The organism is Lacinutrix sp. MEBiC02404, assembly GCF_053601575.1.
This window is the reverse complement of the sequence record NZ_JBSHNV010000220.1, coordinates 874,133-889,681: the sequence shown is the minus strand read 5'-3', so window position 1 is coordinate 889,681 and position 15,549 is coordinate 874,133. Positions and strand designations below refer to the sequence as shown.

General features: G+C 34.0%; 13 protein-coding genes. 10 read left to right on the top strand and 3 right to left on the bottom strand.

Annotated elements, in window-relative coordinates; all coding sequences use genetic code 11:
• Positions 1-31 precede the first annotated feature (31 nt).
• Both glpK and ACVCXO_RS18395 read left to right on the top strand, forming a co-directional pair.
• Positions 32-1,525, top strand: coding sequence for a glycerol kinase GlpK (glpK, locus tag ACVCXO_RS18400; RefSeq protein ID WP_452231050.1), 1,494 nt, complete (start codon positions 32-34; stop codon positions 1,523-1,525).
• A gap of 2 nt (positions 1,526-1,527) precedes the next feature.
• Positions 1,528-3,204 (top strand): FAD-dependent oxidoreductase, encoded by a 1,677-nt coding sequence (locus ACVCXO_RS18395; RefSeq protein WP_452231049.1) that lies wholly within the window; start codon positions 1,528-1,530, stop codon positions 3,202-3,204.
• Between the two features lie 5 nt (positions 3,205-3,209).
• Here the strand turns inward: ACVCXO_RS18395 and ACVCXO_RS18390 are convergent, their stop codons facing one another.
• Both ACVCXO_RS18390 and ACVCXO_RS18385 read right to left on the bottom strand, forming a co-directional pair.
• Positions 3,210-5,708: a DUF5686 family protein gene (locus tag ACVCXO_RS18390; RefSeq protein WP_452231048.1), complete on the bottom strand. Its 2,499-nt coding sequence runs from the start codon at positions 5,706-5,708 to the stop codon at positions 3,210-3,212.
• An 85-nt stretch (positions 5,709-5,793) separates the two neighbouring features.
• Positions 5,794-6,810, bottom strand: a complete 1,017-nt coding sequence (locus tag ACVCXO_RS18385) for a pyruvate dehydrogenase complex E1 component subunit beta (protein ID WP_452231177.1) — start codon at positions 6,808-6,810, stop codon at positions 5,794-5,796.
• Positions 6,811-7,080: 270 nt separating this feature from the next.
• On the opposite strand from ACVCXO_RS18385, the gene ACVCXO_RS18380 reads away from it, so the two are divergent.
• The 6 genes from ACVCXO_RS18380 (at position 7,081) to ACVCXO_RS18355 (ending at position 13,294) form a co-directional block, all read left to right on the top strand.
• Entirely contained in the window at positions 7,081-7,827 is a 747-nt protein-coding gene (locus ACVCXO_RS18380) for an electron transfer flavoprotein subunit beta/FixA family protein (RefSeq protein ID WP_452231047.1), read from the top strand.
• Between the two features lie 109 nt (positions 7,828-7,936).
• The gene (locus ACVCXO_RS18375; RefSeq protein ID WP_452231046.1) at positions 7,937-8,896 is read left to right on the top strand and encodes an electron transfer flavoprotein subunit alpha/FixB family protein; all 960 of its coding nucleotides are present in this window, start codon (positions 7,937-7,939) and stop codon (positions 8,894-8,896) included.
• A gap of 85 nt (positions 8,897-8,981) precedes the next feature.
• The gene (locus ACVCXO_RS18370; RefSeq protein ID WP_452231045.1) at positions 8,982-9,596 is read left to right on the top strand and encodes a bifunctional nuclease domain-containing protein; all 615 of its coding nucleotides are present in this window, start codon (positions 8,982-8,984) and stop codon (positions 9,594-9,596) included.
• Positions 9,597-9,701: 105 nt separating this feature from the next.
• Positions 9,702-11,369, top strand: a complete 1,668-nt coding sequence (locus ACVCXO_RS18365; protein WP_452231044.1) for a NupC/NupG family nucleoside CNT transporter — start codon at positions 9,702-9,704, stop codon at positions 11,367-11,369.
• Between the two features lie 227 nt (positions 11,370-11,596).
• Positions 11,597-12,421, top strand: coding sequence for a thymidylate synthase (locus ACVCXO_RS18360; protein WP_452231043.1), 825 nt, complete (start codon positions 11,597-11,599; stop codon positions 12,419-12,421).
• A 15-nt stretch (positions 12,422-12,436) separates the two neighbouring features.
• On the top strand, positions 12,437-13,294 hold the full coding sequence (locus ACVCXO_RS18355; protein WP_452231042.1) for a hypothetical protein: 858 nt from the start codon (positions 12,437-12,439) through the stop codon (positions 13,292-13,294).
• Positions 13,295-13,382: 88 nt separating this feature from the next.
• On the opposite strand, the gene ACVCXO_RS18350 is transcribed toward ACVCXO_RS18355, so the two are convergent.
• Positions 13,383-13,679 carry an isoamylase early set domain-containing protein gene (locus ACVCXO_RS18350; RefSeq protein ID WP_452231041.1) on the bottom strand — a complete coding sequence of 99 codons (297 nt, stop codon included), beginning with the start codon at positions 13,677-13,679 and terminating at the stop codon, positions 13,383-13,385.
• 252 nt (positions 13,680-13,931) lie between these two features.
• Here ACVCXO_RS18350 and ACVCXO_RS18345 point away from each other — a divergent pair, with 252 nt between their 5' ends.
• Both ACVCXO_RS18345 and ACVCXO_RS18340 read left to right on the top strand, forming a co-directional pair.
• A complete protein-coding gene (locus ACVCXO_RS18345) occupies positions 13,932-14,840 on the top strand; it encodes a dihydrofolate reductase (RefSeq protein WP_452231040.1) in 909 nt (302 codons plus the stop codon).
• A gap of 54 nt (positions 14,841-14,894) precedes the next feature.
• Positions 14,895-15,350 (top strand): GNAT family N-acetyltransferase, encoded by a 456-nt coding sequence (locus ACVCXO_RS18340; protein ID WP_452231039.1) that lies wholly within the window; start codon positions 14,895-14,897, stop codon positions 15,348-15,350.
• Positions 15,351-15,549: the final 199 nt, after the last annotated feature.

Sequence of the window (15,549 nt, the reverse complement as noted above, 5' to 3'; positions counted from 1 at the left end):
CTTTATGTTTTAATTTTTGAAAGAGTTGTTCATGCAAAAAAAATACGTAATCGCTTTTGACCAAGGCACAACCAGTACCAGAACCATTATTTTTGATGAAAAAGGGGCTATAGTAGGTATTTCGCAAAAAGAACTAACACAACATTATCCAGAATCTGGTTGGGTAGAACACGACCCTATCGAAATATATAAGGACCAAAAAGAAACTTTTGAAACCGTTTTAAAAGACACAGGAATTCAGCCGGAAGAAATTGCAGCCATAGGAATTACCAACCAAAGAGAAACCACTGTGGTTTGGGATAAACATACTGGAGAACCTATCTACAATGCCATTGTTTGGCTAGACAATAGAACCAAAGACATTTGTCAGACCTTAAAAAAAGATGGGTTAGGAACCTATGTTCGAGAACATACAGGATTGGTTATTGATGCTTATTTTTCGGGAACCAAGCTAAAATGGATTTTAGATAACGTACCAGAAGCGCGTAAAAAAGCCGAAGCTGGGCAACTACTTTTCGGAACTATAGATAGTTGGCTGATTTATAAATTTACCAACGGAAAGCAACACGTTACCGATCATACCAATGCATCCCGAACCATGCTATATAACATTAAAAATTTAACGTGGGATGCTACTTTATTGGCTGCTTTAGATATCCCGAAATCGATGTTACCAGAAGTAAAAACCTCATCCTCTAATTTTGGCGCTGTACCTTTTAACGGAATAGAAATTCCTATTTATGGTGTTGCTGGAGACCAACAAGCTGCTTTGTTCGGACAAGGAGGTTCGGAAGCAGGAATTGCTAAAAACACCTATGGCACGGGTTGCTTTTTATTACTTAATAATGGAAAAGATTATGTGTCTTCTAAAAACGGACTCATCACCACATTAACTTGCAGTTTACCCAATGAACCTATAAACTACGCATTAGAAGGCAGTATTTTTATTGGTGGTGCATCTATACAATGGTTACGTGATAAATTGTTATTCATTAAGGACGCCAAAGAAACTGAGGCTATTTGTAATCGTATTCCACCATTAAAAGATGTATATGTAGTTCCCGCTTTTGCCGGATTAGGAGCACCATATTGGGATGCCAATGCCAAAGGTGCTATCTACGGAATTACGCTGGATATTGGAAAAAATGAAATCATTAAAGCCACAGTAGAAGCCTTAGCATACCAAACCAAAGATGTCATAAAAGCAATGGAAGAAGATAGTGGAAAAACACTAACTTCCTTAAAAGTGGATGGTGGTGCAAGTGCTAATAATTACCTGATGCAATTTCAATGTGATATGCTTGATGTTATTGTTGAAAGACCAAAAATGCTAGAAATCACTGCTCTTGGAGCTGCCATGTTAGCAGGATTAAAAGCAGGAATTTGGTCAAGAAAAGACATGGAGTCCATTCGAGAAATAGACCAAATTTTTACGCCAAAAATGGATATAAAAACAAGAACCCAAAAATATGCAGGCTGGTTGTCGGCTATTAAAAGAACCAAAACCTTTAATGACGCGGAGTAAATATGATGAAAACAAAACCATTTTCTATTCTAAATAGAGCCGAAGATCTTAAAACAGTAAGTACACAAAAATTTGACCTTGTTATTATTGGAGGTGGCGTTACAGGAGCAGGAATTGCTCTAGATGCTGCATCACGAGGTCTAAAAACCTGTTTGATTGAGAAAAATGATTTCGCCTCTGGAACTAGTAATAAATCGACAAAACTAATTCATGGAGGTTTGCGTTATTTAAAACAATTGGAAATTGGTTTGGTAAGAGAATCTGGCAGAGAACGTGCTATTGTGCATACACTAGCACCACATTTAGTGATTCCAGAAAAGATGCTTTTACCTCTTGTTGAAGATGGCACTTATGGCAAAATGATGACTTCTATTGGATTAAAAGTATATGATTTTTTAGCCGATGTAGAAGGTGATGATCGTAGGAGAATGTTAGATAAAGCCGAAACTTTGAAAAAAGAACCTTTATTAGATGAAGAAACGATTCTTGGAAGCGGTTACTACTCGGAATACAGAACAGATGATGCACGACTTACCATAGAATTACTTAAAAAAGCTTCCGAATTTGGTGCGACGATTCTTAATTATTGTGAGATGGATAGCTTTGTTTACAATTCTAAAAAGGAAATAAAAAGTATCGATTGTATCGATCATAATTCTGGAGAAAGCATTAACATTAGGTCTATAAATTTCGTTTCAGCTACTGGTCCGTGGGTGGATAAATTACGAGAAAAAGATGCTTCCAAAAACAAGAAACATTTACATCTAACAAAAGGTGTGCATATTGTTTTTCCTATTGAAAAATTCCCATTACAACAATCGGTTTATTTTGATGTGGCAGATGGGCGCATGATATTTGCAATTCCTAGAGGACGAGCAACCTACGTTGGCACCACAGATACCGATTATTTTGGAAATTTAGATCGCGTGGTTACCACAAAAGCAGATATTCATTATTTGCTAGACGCTGTAAATGCTGCATTTCCAGATATTCATTTAAAAGAAAAAGACATCGAATCCAATTGGGCCGGATTGCGACCTTTAATTCATGAGGAAGAAAAAGATCCTTCCGAATTATCCAGAAAAGATGAAATATTTATTTCTAAAAGCGGCTTAATTTCTATTGCTGGCGGAAAATTAACAGGCTATAGAAAAATGGCACAACGTGTTATGGATGCCGTTTTAAACACCATGACTGACAAGCAAGTAGCGAAACTGAAAGATTCGTATACCGAAAAAATTTTGCTAACAACAGATGCGATGACTTCTTCTAAAGAAGTGAAAAAATACCGAAAAAAATTACAATTAAAGCTTCAGAAAGTTGGAATAGAAAACGATTATTTTGCATGGTATTTAACTTCCAACTATGGTAAACAAACGAATGATATACTAGAGCAAATGCAATCCTTTCTAGATAAAGATCCAGAAGCTAGACTAATTAGAGCCGAATTATGGTATGGTATTCACCATGAAATGATTAACAGTCTTGCTGATTTTTTTGTACGACGAACCGGCAGACTCTATTTTAATATTTCTAGTATTGCAAAATTTGAATCGCTTATTCTTAAAGACTGTACGCAATACTTACATTGGGATGCTTCTCGTATTAAAAAAGAAAAAGAAATAATAAGCATACTTGTAAAAGATGCTACCCATTTTTATGATGCAGAATTGGTATAGGATTTCTAAAAATTAAATCCGAAACTACCTGTAATACCAAATTTTCTGGCATCCGGATAATTGGTTTCGTCTAGATAATTTCCTCTAAAATTAAAATCAATTCTAAAGACTTTAAAGATATTATCTATACCAAAACTGTATTCGTAATACGCTTTATTACTTGGTGCTTTATAGACTAAACCAGAAGCATTAAGCGCTCTGTTTTCATTAGAAACTTCACCTACAACTGCTCTAAAACCAACTATTTCTCGCCAGTTCAATTTACGTAGAAAAGGAATTCGTGAAAAGAAACGACCATTAAAGTTGTGTTGTATATGCATAGACGCATAGGTGTCTGTTACAAACTCGTAATAATCTAGATTAGAAAAGGTGTTATAAATAGAGAAATAACTTTGGTTTCCAGGAACGACACTTAATAGTCCTAACGGAACTTCTCCAAAGGTTTTCCCTACTTCTAGCGTAGTGTATAATCTTCCTAAGCCACCAACAGACCAAGGCTGTAAGTATGATAATTGTACCTTCGTATAATCAAAATCACTTTTAAACATGTTTTGATTACCATTACTAACTTGCGCAAATATTCTTGCAAAATTATCATTTGCTTCTCTGCGTTCTACACCATAACCAGTCATTTTTCTTTTCGGGAAATACGAAACAGATAAAGAACTTTCAAATTGTTTGACTTCCGACTCTATTCCTGTTGGTGTATTATAATCTAAACTAAAAGTTGGTGATGCCGACTCTAAAGTTCTATAGTTTCCGCTTAATCTAAAAACCACATTTCTTACAGGTTCCATTTCAACGGCAAGACTGGTTAGATTAATAGAGGTAAGTTTATCGTTCGTTCCTGTTCCTACAATGGATGAAGATGCTAGGCTTCTACCCAAAACATCTGTTGATGTGGTTAAACTCGCTCCTATTTGCTCTACATCTCTTCGGTTTCCACCAGAAATAATAAATCTATTTTTTTTGTTTAAGAGTACTTTTCCAGAGATACCATATTTAAACTTATCGTCTTTAAAACCATAGGCTGTATATCCTTCGATACGCCACAGATCATTTTGTCCGAAATAGGTTCTTCCTCCAGCTCTTAATCGTACGCCTTCTACTTCGTTAAAACCAAAGGTTGAAAATATGGGTCCGTAATCTAAATTTAAACTTGGCATTTCTATATATCCAGATGCCAGAATACTTCCTACATTATAAAGACGCTTAAACTTTTTAACGGTTTTTAAAGTGTCTAGCATTTTATAAACCCCTTTTTCGTCTTTACTTAAAGCTTCCATTCGGTTATCTTCCCAAAAGTTGTCTTCTCTATTATAAACATCTTTATCGTAATTGTACACTTCCTGACTGTAGAACTTTTCGTCTTTCGGAATATCAAAAGCATAATTATCATATAAAGTAGTACGCTTACCGTAAACACCACGAGCTTCTTCCTTTTTATTAAAAGAGAAATCCGACATAAAATAATCTCGTTTTAATAATAGTAACGAATCATTTAACACATCAAATTCCTGCTCTATATAAATTTCTTTTACCCAGTTTATATTGGCACTTTTGGAAGCTTGCATGTTGATTTCCTTAATGGCATACGTAGTATCTGCAACCCAAAAATCGCCTTTAAAGGTAAGTTCGTTTTTACGTCTTGGATAATATATAATATTGTAACACCATTTATTATCTCTATACGTACTATCGGATAAAACGTAATTGTAGGTGTTTATTCCTGTTCTAGAAATTGGACTAACAAAACTCTTATCGAAAAACTTAAGGTAGTTATCATAAATATCAAACTCGGAATATAAATCATTCACAAAATCAATAATGACTTGATTATCGCTAAAACCAGAGTTTTTATTTCCTAATAAATCTATTTTTTCTTTATTAATAGTATTGTCTCCATAAATTTTAGAAACGGCTTCATTAATAAATATTGGTAAGTAGGTTTTTCCTGTGACACGCGAAGTATCTACCTCATCAAATACAAACTCCATACCTTTAAACAACTTACTTTTAATAAGCGAACTATCTATAGTATTAAGATCGAATTCTACTTTTTCGTATTTATCGTATTCGTATTGTTTGAATTGTTTTAAACCATTCTTTCGTTTGTGCTCCCAAACTTTTTTAAGAATAGCTATTGCAGGGTTTTCAGATTCTTTTTTAGACTGTTTCCCGGTAACAATAACCACTTCATCTAAGGACCCTTCTTCTTCTTTTAAAATAAATTTAAGATCGTAATTAACTCGTTTTTCAAGAGGAACATTTAAAGTAGCAAAACCAATAAAGGAAACAAAAACAGTATCCCAAGTAGCATCCGATTCTAAATAAAATGTACCGTTTTCATCGGTTATTGTACCTTCAGAAGAACCTTTAAATATAACATTTGCAAAAGCTACTGGTTCATTAAATTCATCGAATACTTTACCACTAACTTTGGTTTGCGCTACCACGGAAACTATTCCGAAAAAAAACAATAAGACAATTAATTTACACTTCATTTAATCCACTTCTAATTTCATGATACTAAAAAGACTTCATCAACAATGTTGCCAATGAAGTCTATATAACGAAAATAATTCGTTTTTATTTATACATTACTTTTTTAACAGCTGCTATAACATCATTGCTATTTGGTAACCATTCTGCAAATAATACTGGCGAGTAAGGTGCAGGAGTATCTGCTGTATTTATTTTTACAATTGGCGCATCTAAATAATCAAAAGCTTGCGCTTGCACTTGGTATGTGATTTCTGTAGATACGTTTCCAAATGGCCAAGCTTCTTCTAAAATGACCAATCTATTCGTTTTCTTAACCGAAGTTAAAACCGTATTAATATCTAATGGTTTTACAGTACGTAAATCGATAACTTCGCAAGAAATACCTTCTTCTGCTAATTGATCTGCAGCTTTGTACGCTTCTTTAATAATTTTTCCAAAGGATACGATAGTTACATCTGTACCTTCTCTTTTAACATCTGCAACTCCAATAGGTACAACATATTCCCCTTCTGGCACTTCTCCTTTATCCCCATACATTTGTTCACTTTCCATAAAAATAACTGGATCGTCATCACGTATAGCTGCTTTTAATAAGCCTTTTGCATCATAAGGATTAGAAGGTACAATTACTTTTAAACCAGGCGTATTAGCAAACCAACTTTCAAAAGCTTGCGAGTGAGTTGCTCCTAATTGTCCTGCAGATCCTGTTGGACCACGAAAAACAATAGGACATTTAAACTGTCCTCCAGACATTTGTCTAATCTTTGCGGCATTATTTATAATTTGATCAATACCAACTAAAGCGAAGTTAAAAGTCATATACTCAACAATAGGTCTGTTTCCTGTCATGGTAGAACCAACAGCAATACCAGAAAAACCAAGTTCAGCAATTGGTGTATCAATAACACGCTTTGCACCAAACTCATCTAGCATTCCTTTACTTGCTTTGTAAGCACCATTATATTCTGCTACTTCTTCGCCCATTAAATAAATGCTTTCATCTCTGCGCATTTCTTCGCTCATGGCTTCGCAAATAGCTTCTCTAAATTGTATAGTCTTCATTCGTGTTCTTGTTTTATATTCTGATAAATGAAATTTTATAACCACATAATAGTTTATATAAACCTATGGGTTTTACATATTTCATCTATATTAATTATTTAATCGGAACAAAAATAGCAATAAAAGAAAAACTTTCTTAGAAAGATTTGTTTAAAATTTACTATGCACGCATAGTAAATAATCAAAATATTATAATTAACTTCGTAGCCTAGAGAATAAAGCCTAGAATTATAAATTGCAAATAGCTATTCGAAATCGTTATAGTTCTAGGCTTTACAAAAAATACAATTTTAATTAAATTATATAATTATGAAAATTTTAGTGTGTATCAGTCACGTTCCTGACACGACATCAAAAATTAATTTTACCGAAGGAGATACTAAATTTGACACCAATGGTGTACAATTTGTAATTAATCCGAATGATGAGTTTGGATTAACTCGTGCCATGTGGTTTAAAGAAAAGCAAGGAGCTAGTGTAGCTGTTGTTAATGTTGGTGGTCCAGAAACAGAACCTACTTTACGTAAAGCTCTAGCAATTGGAGCAGATGAAGCAATTAGAGTAAACACAGAAGCTACAGATGGTTTTGCCGTTGCAAAGCAATTAGCTAAAGTAATTCAAGATGGTGCTTATGATTTAGTAATTGCTGGTCGTGAATCTATTGATTATAATGGCGGAATGGTTCCAGGAATGATAGCAGCTTTAACAAATGCAAATTTTGTAAATAACTGTATTAGCCTAGAAGTAGATGGAACAAACGCAACTGCCACTAGAGAAATTGATGGTGGAAAAGAAACCGTTACTACTGCCTTGCCTTTAGTAATTGGAGGACAAAAAGGATTAGTAGAAGAAAGCGATTTACGTATTCCAAACATGAGAGGAATCATGATGGCTCGTAAAAAACCGTTACAAGTTATAGAACCTGTTGCTACGGAAGCCGAGACTACCTCTGTAAGTTTTGAAAAACCTGCTCCAAAAGGTGCAGTAACGCTTGTAGCTCCAGATAATTTAGACGAATTAGTAAACTTACTTCACAACGAAGCTAAGGTGATTTAAATCCTCCCTTAACCCCTCCAAAAGAGGGAAACGATTGGATTAAATAATATGTAATTTTTTTAGCCCTTTCCTTTGGAAAGGGTTGGGATAGAAAAAAAAAGAATAGATTATGTCAGTTTTAGTATATACAGAATCAGAACAAGGAAAATTTAAAAAAGTTGCTTTAGAAGTAGCTTCATACGCAAAAGCTGTTGCTAACCAATTGGGTACAACGGTTACGGCGGTAACTATTAATGCTAGCGATTCTAGTGTCTTAGGAAACTATGGCGTAGACAAAGTATTAAACGTTACTAACACAAAGTTAGATGCTTTTAATGCAAACGCATATGCAGATATTATTAAACAAGCAGCAGAAAAAGAAGGTGCCAAAGTAGTTATTGTAAGCTCTAGTGCAGACAGTAAATATTTAGCGCCATTATTAGCTGTTAGATTAAACGCCGGTTTTGCTTCTAATGTTATTGAAGCACCTTCAAGTACTTCTCCTTTTACAGTAAAACGTACTGCTTTTACTAATAAAGCATTCAACATAACCACTATTAATACCGATGTAAAATTAGTTGCAGTATCTAATAATTCATTTGGTTTAGTAGAAAATACAGGAAGCGCTTCCGCGGAAGACTTTGCTCCTGCTATTCCAGATTTTAGTGTACATGTGCAATCTGTAGACAAAGCAAGTGATAAAGTAAGTATTGCAGATGCCGAAATAGTAGTTTCTGCTGGTCGTGGATTAAAAGGACCAGAAAACTGGGGAATGATTGAAGAATTAGCAGATGTACTTGGTGCAGCTACAGCTTGTTCTAAACCTGTTAGTGATTTAGGATGGAGACCACATAGCGAACACGTAGGCCAAACAGGGAAGCCTGTTGCTGCAAACTTATATATAGCAATTGGTATTTCTGGTGCTATCCAGCACTTAGCAGGAATTAATGCGAGTAAAGTAAAAGTAGTAATCAACACAGATCCAGAAGCTCCTTTCTTTAAGGCTGCAGATTATGGTGTTGTTGGTGATGCTTTTGAAGTTGTACCAGCATTAATCGAAAAATTAAAAGCCTTTAAGGCCCAACAATAAATATTTTTTTATAAATTGTATTGTTAAAAAGGACTGTTTAAATTTTGTTTTGTCCGAATTTAAACAGTCTTTTGCGTTTTATATTATGAGCTTAGTCAAGTTAAACATAAAAGGTATTTCATATAGCCAAACTCAAAATGGCGCTTATGCCTTGATTTTAAATGAAGTGGATGGAGATAGAAAACTCCCAATAGTTATTGGTGCTTTCGAGGCTCAATCTATTGCTATTGCTTTAGAAAAGGAAATTCGTCCGCCAAGACCACTCACACACGATTTATTCAAAAATTTTGCAGATCGGTTTGATATTGTTGTAAAACAAGTAATCATCCATAAACTAGTAGATGGTGTTTTCTATTCTAGTTTAATTTGCGAACGCGATAAAATTGAAGAAATCATTGATGCAAGAACAAGTGACGCTATTGCATTAGCTTTACGTTTTCAAGCTCCAATTTTCACCTATAAAAACATCTTGGACAAAGCCGGGATTTATTTAAAAGTAAATCCGGAGAGCGAAGAAAAAAACATGGAAGGAGATATTCTTTTAGATGCTTTAGTTACGGAAGAATTAGAAACCGAATCACCCAGCGATACCTTTGCCAGTAAGACTATTGAAGATCTACACAATATGTTAGACGAAGCAGTTGCTAATGAAGACTATGAAAAAGCAGCGCACATAAGAGATGAAATCTCTAAACGATAACTAAACACCACCACATGAAACGTGCATGCTAAAAAGTTTTTCATGTAAAATGAATCATTAATAGCCAACAGCATGTGACGAATTAAAAACAATAAATATAAACACATGAAAAAATTTGTATTAGCTATTGTAGCTATTTTTTTTGGATTTTCTACAAGTATTGCACAAGACCTAGAAAAAAAATGGATAGCAAATAACCAAAACAATAGTTTTGAAACCTTAGAACTAATCGAAGGTGAATTTAGTACAGCAAATGCTTCCGGAGATTATATACACCAAAACAACTTATTAGTTTTTTACTACAACCAACCTAACGATACGATACGTCGTTACAAAATTAAAGAGCATACCGATTCTACTTTAGTATTCTCCGAAAAAAATACGGTCTTTCATTTTACGGCAGTAGATGAAGAAGTCCCGATGGCAATAGAAAATGCTGTAGAACCAACAGACACTATTATAGGAAGTCAAGGATTTTCTATACAAAGTTTATGGCGAGGTGTATTAGGAATGATTTCCCTTTTAGTTTTAGCCTTTCTTTTTAGCAATAACAAAAAAGCAATAAACTGGAAAACGGTTGGACTTGGTTTGGTATTTCAACTTATAATCGCTGTTGGTGTTTTAAAAATTCCTTTTGTTCAAAAAATATTTGAATGGGTTGGAGGCTTATTTGTAAGTGTGTTAGATTTTACAAGAGCAGGAAGTAAATTCCTATTCGATGGTTTAGTAGTAGATATGGATACCTTTGGATTCATTTTCGCATTTCAAGTTTTACCAACTATCATATTCTTTTCGGCATTAACATCCCTCCTATTCTATTTAGGAATCATACAAAAAGTAGTGAAGTTTTTTGGTATCGTTTTATCTAAAGTCTTAAAGATTTCAGGAGCAGAAAGTTTAAGTGTTGCCGGAAATATTTTCCTTGGTCAAACGGAAGCGCCTTTATTGATTAAGGCATATTTAGAGAAAATGAACAAATCGGAAATACTCCTAGTAATGATTGGTGGTATGGCAACCGTTGCTGGTGCAGTACTTGCTGCATACATTGGTTTTCTTGGTGGTGACGATCCGGTTTTAAGATTACAATTCGCAAAACATTTACTAGCAGCTTCAGTAATGGCAGCTCCTGGAGCTATTGTCGTTTCTAAAATATTATATCCACAAACCGAAGAAATAAATACCGATGTAAGTGTTTCTTCCGAAAAAATTGGTTCTAACATTTTAGATGCCATAGCTAATGGTACCACCGAAGGATTAAAACTAGCAGTAAATGTTGGTGCTATGCTTTTAGTATTTGTCGCTTTTATAGCAATGGTAAATGGTATTCTTGGTTGGGTTGGAGATATTACAACCATAAATACATGGATTGCTTCTAATACAGCATATCAAAGTTTATCCTTAGAACTTATTTTGGGTTATATATTTGCGCCATTAATGTGGCTAATAGGTGTAGCTACGGTAGATATGACTTTAATGGGACAACTTTTAGGTATCAAATTAGCAGCAAGTGAATTTGTTGGGTACATACAATTAGTAGACTTAAAAGATGTAGCAAGCGCAACACATTTAACCTATAACAAGTCCATTATCATGGCAACCTATATGTTATGTGGTTTTGCAAACTTTGCTTCTATTGGAATTCAAATTGGAGGTATTGGATCTATTGCACCAGGACAACGTAAAACATTATCTGAGTTAGGTATAAAAGCCCTAATTGGAGGTACTATTGCATCGCTTATGTCTGCAACCATTGCAGGAATGATAATTGGTTAGTAGCAAATCGCTAAAGACAAATTACTAAATTTTGGTCTCAAAAAATCGTTAATAACTTTATAATAATATAGTAAAGCATCAAGCATCAAATCTTGGTGCTTTTTTTTATTTTAGCATCGCTTATTTATGTCATACTGAGCGCAGCCGTTGAATCTATTCATATTAATTCCAACTGCTAATAAAATCAAGTTTAATTTAATGAGATTCCCACTTTCGTGGGAAATGCTATGAAACAATATTTAGACCTAGTACAACACGTTTTAGAAAACGGAAACGAAAAAGGAGATAGAACAGGAACTGGAACAAAAAGTGTATTTGGTCACCAAATGCGTTTTGATTTAAGTGAAGGTTTCCCAATGGTTACTACAAAAAAACTCCACTTAAAATCTATAATTTACGAACTACTTTGGTTTTTAAAAGGCGACACCAATATTAATTATCTTACCGAAAACGGTGTAAAAATATGGAATAGCTGGGCCGACGAAAATGGTGATTTAGGACCTGTTTACGGCCACCAATGGCGTAACTGGAACGATGATGAAATCGATCAAATAAAAGAGGTAATTCAAGCCTTAAAAACAAATCCTAATAGTAGAAGAATGTTGGTTTCTGCCTGGAATCCTTCGGTTTTACCAGACAACTCGAAATCTTTTAGTGAGAATGTTGCCAATGGCAAAGCTGCGCTTCCACCTTGTCATGCTTTCTTTCAGTTTTATGTAGCAGACGGGAAATTATCTTGCCAATTATACCAACGTAGTGCAGATATCTTCCTAGGTGTTCCATTTAACATTGCATCCTATGCTTTATTTACCATGATGATGGCGCAAGTTTGTGGTTACCAAGCAGGAGATTTTATACACACTTTTGGTGATGCACATATCTATAGCAACCATATGGAGCAATTAGAATTACAATTATCTCGCGAAACTAGAACGCTTCCTAAAATGAAAATCAATCCAGATGTAAAAGATATTTTCGACTTTACTTTTGATGATTTCACACTCGAAGATTATAATCCACATCCACATATTAAAGGAGCAGTTGCTGTATAATTTTAAAAATCCCAAATGAAATACGTTTACCTTTTTGTATGCTTATGGTGTACCACATTTTCTTTTTCGCAAGACCAACCTACAACGAAAGTAGAAACCACAGAAGCATCTGATGAAGTTGCATTTGAAGTCATTGAAACTGTACCGGTGTATTCGGGTTGTGATGAAAACATGGGAAATCAAGCACTTAAGCAGTGCATGAGTTCTCAAATAGCTACTTTGATTAATAAACATTTCAACACAAAAATTGCACAATCACTTGGTCTTCCGGCAGGAAAACACAGAATTAGTATACAGTTTAAAGTCGATAAAGAAGGTCATGTTATAGATGTTAGGGCCAGAGCGCCACATCCAACATTAGAAAAAGAAGCGATTCGTGTCACCCAATTAATACCGCAACTAGATAAACCAGGCTATCAGTTAGGGAAACCGGTAATTGTACCTTACGGATTTCCTATAAGTTTTACAGTAGAAGATGCACCAAAATCAACTTCTCGTGCGACTTCTTCTTCTAAAGAAAAACCTGCCAAAATAGATAGCTATCCAATGTATAGAAGTTGTAGTGAAAAGCTAGACTACCAAGGAACAAAAAGTTGTACTACAGAAAAAATAGTGGATTTTATTAAACTTGGCTTTAATTATGAATTAGCAGACAAGTTATTTCCGCTTGACGAATCTACACAGTTTTTAGTAGAATTTACTATAGACGAAAAAGGAAAGACTAAAAACATAACAGCCAAAGCACATAAAAAAGAAATTGCTGCAGAAGCCATTAAGCTTTTAAAACGACTTCCAAAAATGAAAAAACCTGGTTATTTAAATGGCGAACCAGTTGCGGTTCCATTCCGGATTTTAATGACTATTTATTTTTAATGGCCTCGTTTTTTCCAAAAGTATAAAAACATAAAAAAAGGTGTATTCTAATTAAAGAATACACCTTTTCTGTTTTACTAGTCGCGAATTACAAATTTATCACACTATTGTCTGATGCTGCAAACTCATTCCAAACAAATGCATCTGCTTGTTCCTCGTTTTGCCATTGTCCGTCAACAACATATTTAAATTCGTACGAACTACCACTTTCTAAGTTTACTGTCCCTTTAAATGTTCCGTTTTTTAATTTTTGTAAAGGTTCTGCTTTTGCATCCCAATTGTTCCAATTTCCTACCACCAAAACTTCATTTGCTTCTTTAGCAGGAACTGTAAATGTTACTTTACAAACTGGCTTACTTTTTAAAAATTGTTTCTTAATTGCCATAATATTATTGATTTAAGCTAGTTCAAATTAAATAAGAAAGTTAGAGGTATCAAAAAAATAAATACCTAATTTTGAATTATTATTCTATTATTATAAATCCTATAGTAAAAGTATTAAATCACTACAAAACGGATTCAGAATTAAAGAATATAATAATCGCAAAAACAACATAAAGCACTGAAAACCAAACTATATCGTTTTCGTGAACGACAAAAATGAATTCAGTAACTTTACATAAGAAACCTATTAAATATGTTCGGTAAAAAGAAAAACAAACCACAAATAGACCCAGAGCAATTACAGCTGATACAGAATGCGCAACGTAGAATAAAACAGAAAAAACGTTTTTATTCCCATGCGATCGTATTTGCAATTTTTGGTTTAATACTCTATACTTTTAATGTTGGTTTACAATTAGCAGATGAATTTACACTAGCAACACTTCCATGGTCTGTTGTAATCATTGCTGTTTGGTTTGCGCTATTATTCTGGCATTTTTTAAATGTATTTTTGTTTCAAACCTTTATGGGAAAAGAATGGGAAGAAAAACAACTAGAAAAACTAGTAAGCAAGCAACAAGCACGTATTGAAAAACTAAAAATCAATCTTAAAAAAGAAGCACCACATATTGCGAAAACAGAAATATACAATGAAGCTTTGGCCGCTAAAAAACAAGTGTTAACTATTATTGTTGCCGCTGGAGAAAACGACGCTATTGGCAAAGATAATAAGCTTATCTGGCATTTACGTGACGATTTAGTACGCTTTAAAGCACTTACTTCTGGGCACCATATTATTATGGGAAGAAAAACGTTTGAAAGTTTCCCAAAACCACTACCAAACAGAACGCATGTTGTAATCTCTAGACAAGCAGATTACCAAGTACCAGAAGGTGTAATTGTAGTAAACTCTTTAGAAAAAGCAATTGCAATCTCTAAAAGTGATCTAAACCCTTTTATTATTGGTGGTGGCGAAATTTATAAACAAGCCATGACTTTAGTCGATAAGATTGAAATTACGCGTGTGCATGAAGTATTTGAAGCGGATACTTTCTTTCCGAAAATAGATCCTAAAATTTGGAACAAAACCAACGACAAATATCATGTAAAAGATGAAAATCATGATTATGAATTTTCGTTTCTAACGTATGAGAGAAAATAAGTGTATTTAAATTTATGAAAAAACTTCCTTTAACTCCATTTAAAAACACGAAAGATGATTGAAAAACTTGAAAATAGCGATTTAGAAATAGCTAAAAAAATACGTTCTGTTTTTCAATCTTCGTATAAAGTAGAAGCCAAATTATTAAAAGCAGTCGACTTTCCTCCTTTAAAAAGAACCCTAGAGAATTATATAAAGAGTAGCACTGCATTTTTCGGATATATAAAAGAAAAACAATTAGCTGGAGTCATCGAAATTAATCACACGAATGATTTTACATCTATTAATAGTTTGGTTGTAGATCCAAACTTCTTTAGACAAGGCGTTGCCAAAAAGCTAATGGAATTCACTTTAAGCACATTCGATTCTAGCCTTTTTGTTGTAGAAACCGGACTAGAAAATGGACCAGCAACAGCACTATATAAAAAATATGGTTTTAACGAAGTGAACCAATGGGATACAGATCATGGTATTAGAAAAATAAAAATGGAATATAGACGAAGTAACTAATTGATAGACCATGTAATTCATATGCTCGCGCTAACTCTTAATAAGAGGCAAGAAAGAAGAAAATAGTTCTTCAAATAAACTATCGCAAAAGAACCCATGAAAGCACATGGTTTTCTTACAGCCATTTCCATTGCTAACGAGAAACAACAAAGGAAAATAAATCCTGAAAAAATCTGCGTACATGTAAATTTTCAATGGG

Excerpts from the sequence above, each read along its gene's own strand:
- ACVCXO_RS18370 (WP_452231045.1), top strand. The coding sequence starts at position 8,982 with ATGAGCTTAGTCAAGTTAAACATAAAAGGTATTTCATATAGCCAAACT.
- ACVCXO_RS18365 (WP_452231044.1), top strand. The coding sequence starts at position 9,702 with ATGAAAAAATTTGTATTAGCTATTGTAGCTATTTTTTTTGGATTTTCT.
- ACVCXO_RS18350 (WP_452231041.1), bottom strand. The coding sequence starts at position 13,679 with ATGGCAATTAAGAAACAATTTTTAAAAAGTAAGCCAGTTTGTAAAGTA.
- ACVCXO_RS18395 (WP_452231049.1), top strand. The coding sequence starts at position 1,528 with ATGATGAAAACAAAACCATTTTCTATTCTAAATAGAGCCGAAGATCTT.
- ACVCXO_RS18345 (WP_452231040.1), top strand. The coding sequence starts at position 13,932 with ATGTTCGGTAAAAAGAAAAACAAACCACAAATAGACCCAGAGCAATTA.
- ACVCXO_RS18355 (WP_452231042.1), top strand. The coding sequence starts at position 12,437 with ATGAAATACGTTTACCTTTTTGTATGCTTATGGTGTACCACATTTTCT.
- ACVCXO_RS18360 (WP_452231043.1), top strand. The coding sequence starts at position 11,597 with ATGAAACAATATTTAGACCTAGTACAACACGTTTTAGAAAACGGAAAC.
- ACVCXO_RS18390 (WP_452231048.1), bottom strand. The coding sequence starts at position 5,708 with ATGAAGTGTAAATTAATTGTCTTATTGTTTTTTTTCGGAATAGTTTCC.
- ACVCXO_RS18375 (WP_452231046.1), top strand. The coding sequence starts at position 7,937 with ATGTCAGTTTTAGTATATACAGAATCAGAACAAGGAAAATTTAAAAAA.
- ACVCXO_RS18340 (WP_452231039.1), top strand. The coding sequence starts at position 14,895 with ATGATTGAAAAACTTGAAAATAGCGATTTAGAAATAGCTAAAAAAATA.
- ACVCXO_RS18380 (WP_452231047.1), top strand. The coding sequence starts at position 7,081 with ATGAAAATTTTAGTGTGTATCAGTCACGTTCCTGACACGACATCAAAA.
- glpK (WP_452231050.1), top strand. The coding sequence starts at position 32 with ATGCAAAAAAAATACGTAATCGCTTTTGACCAAGGCACAACCAGTACC.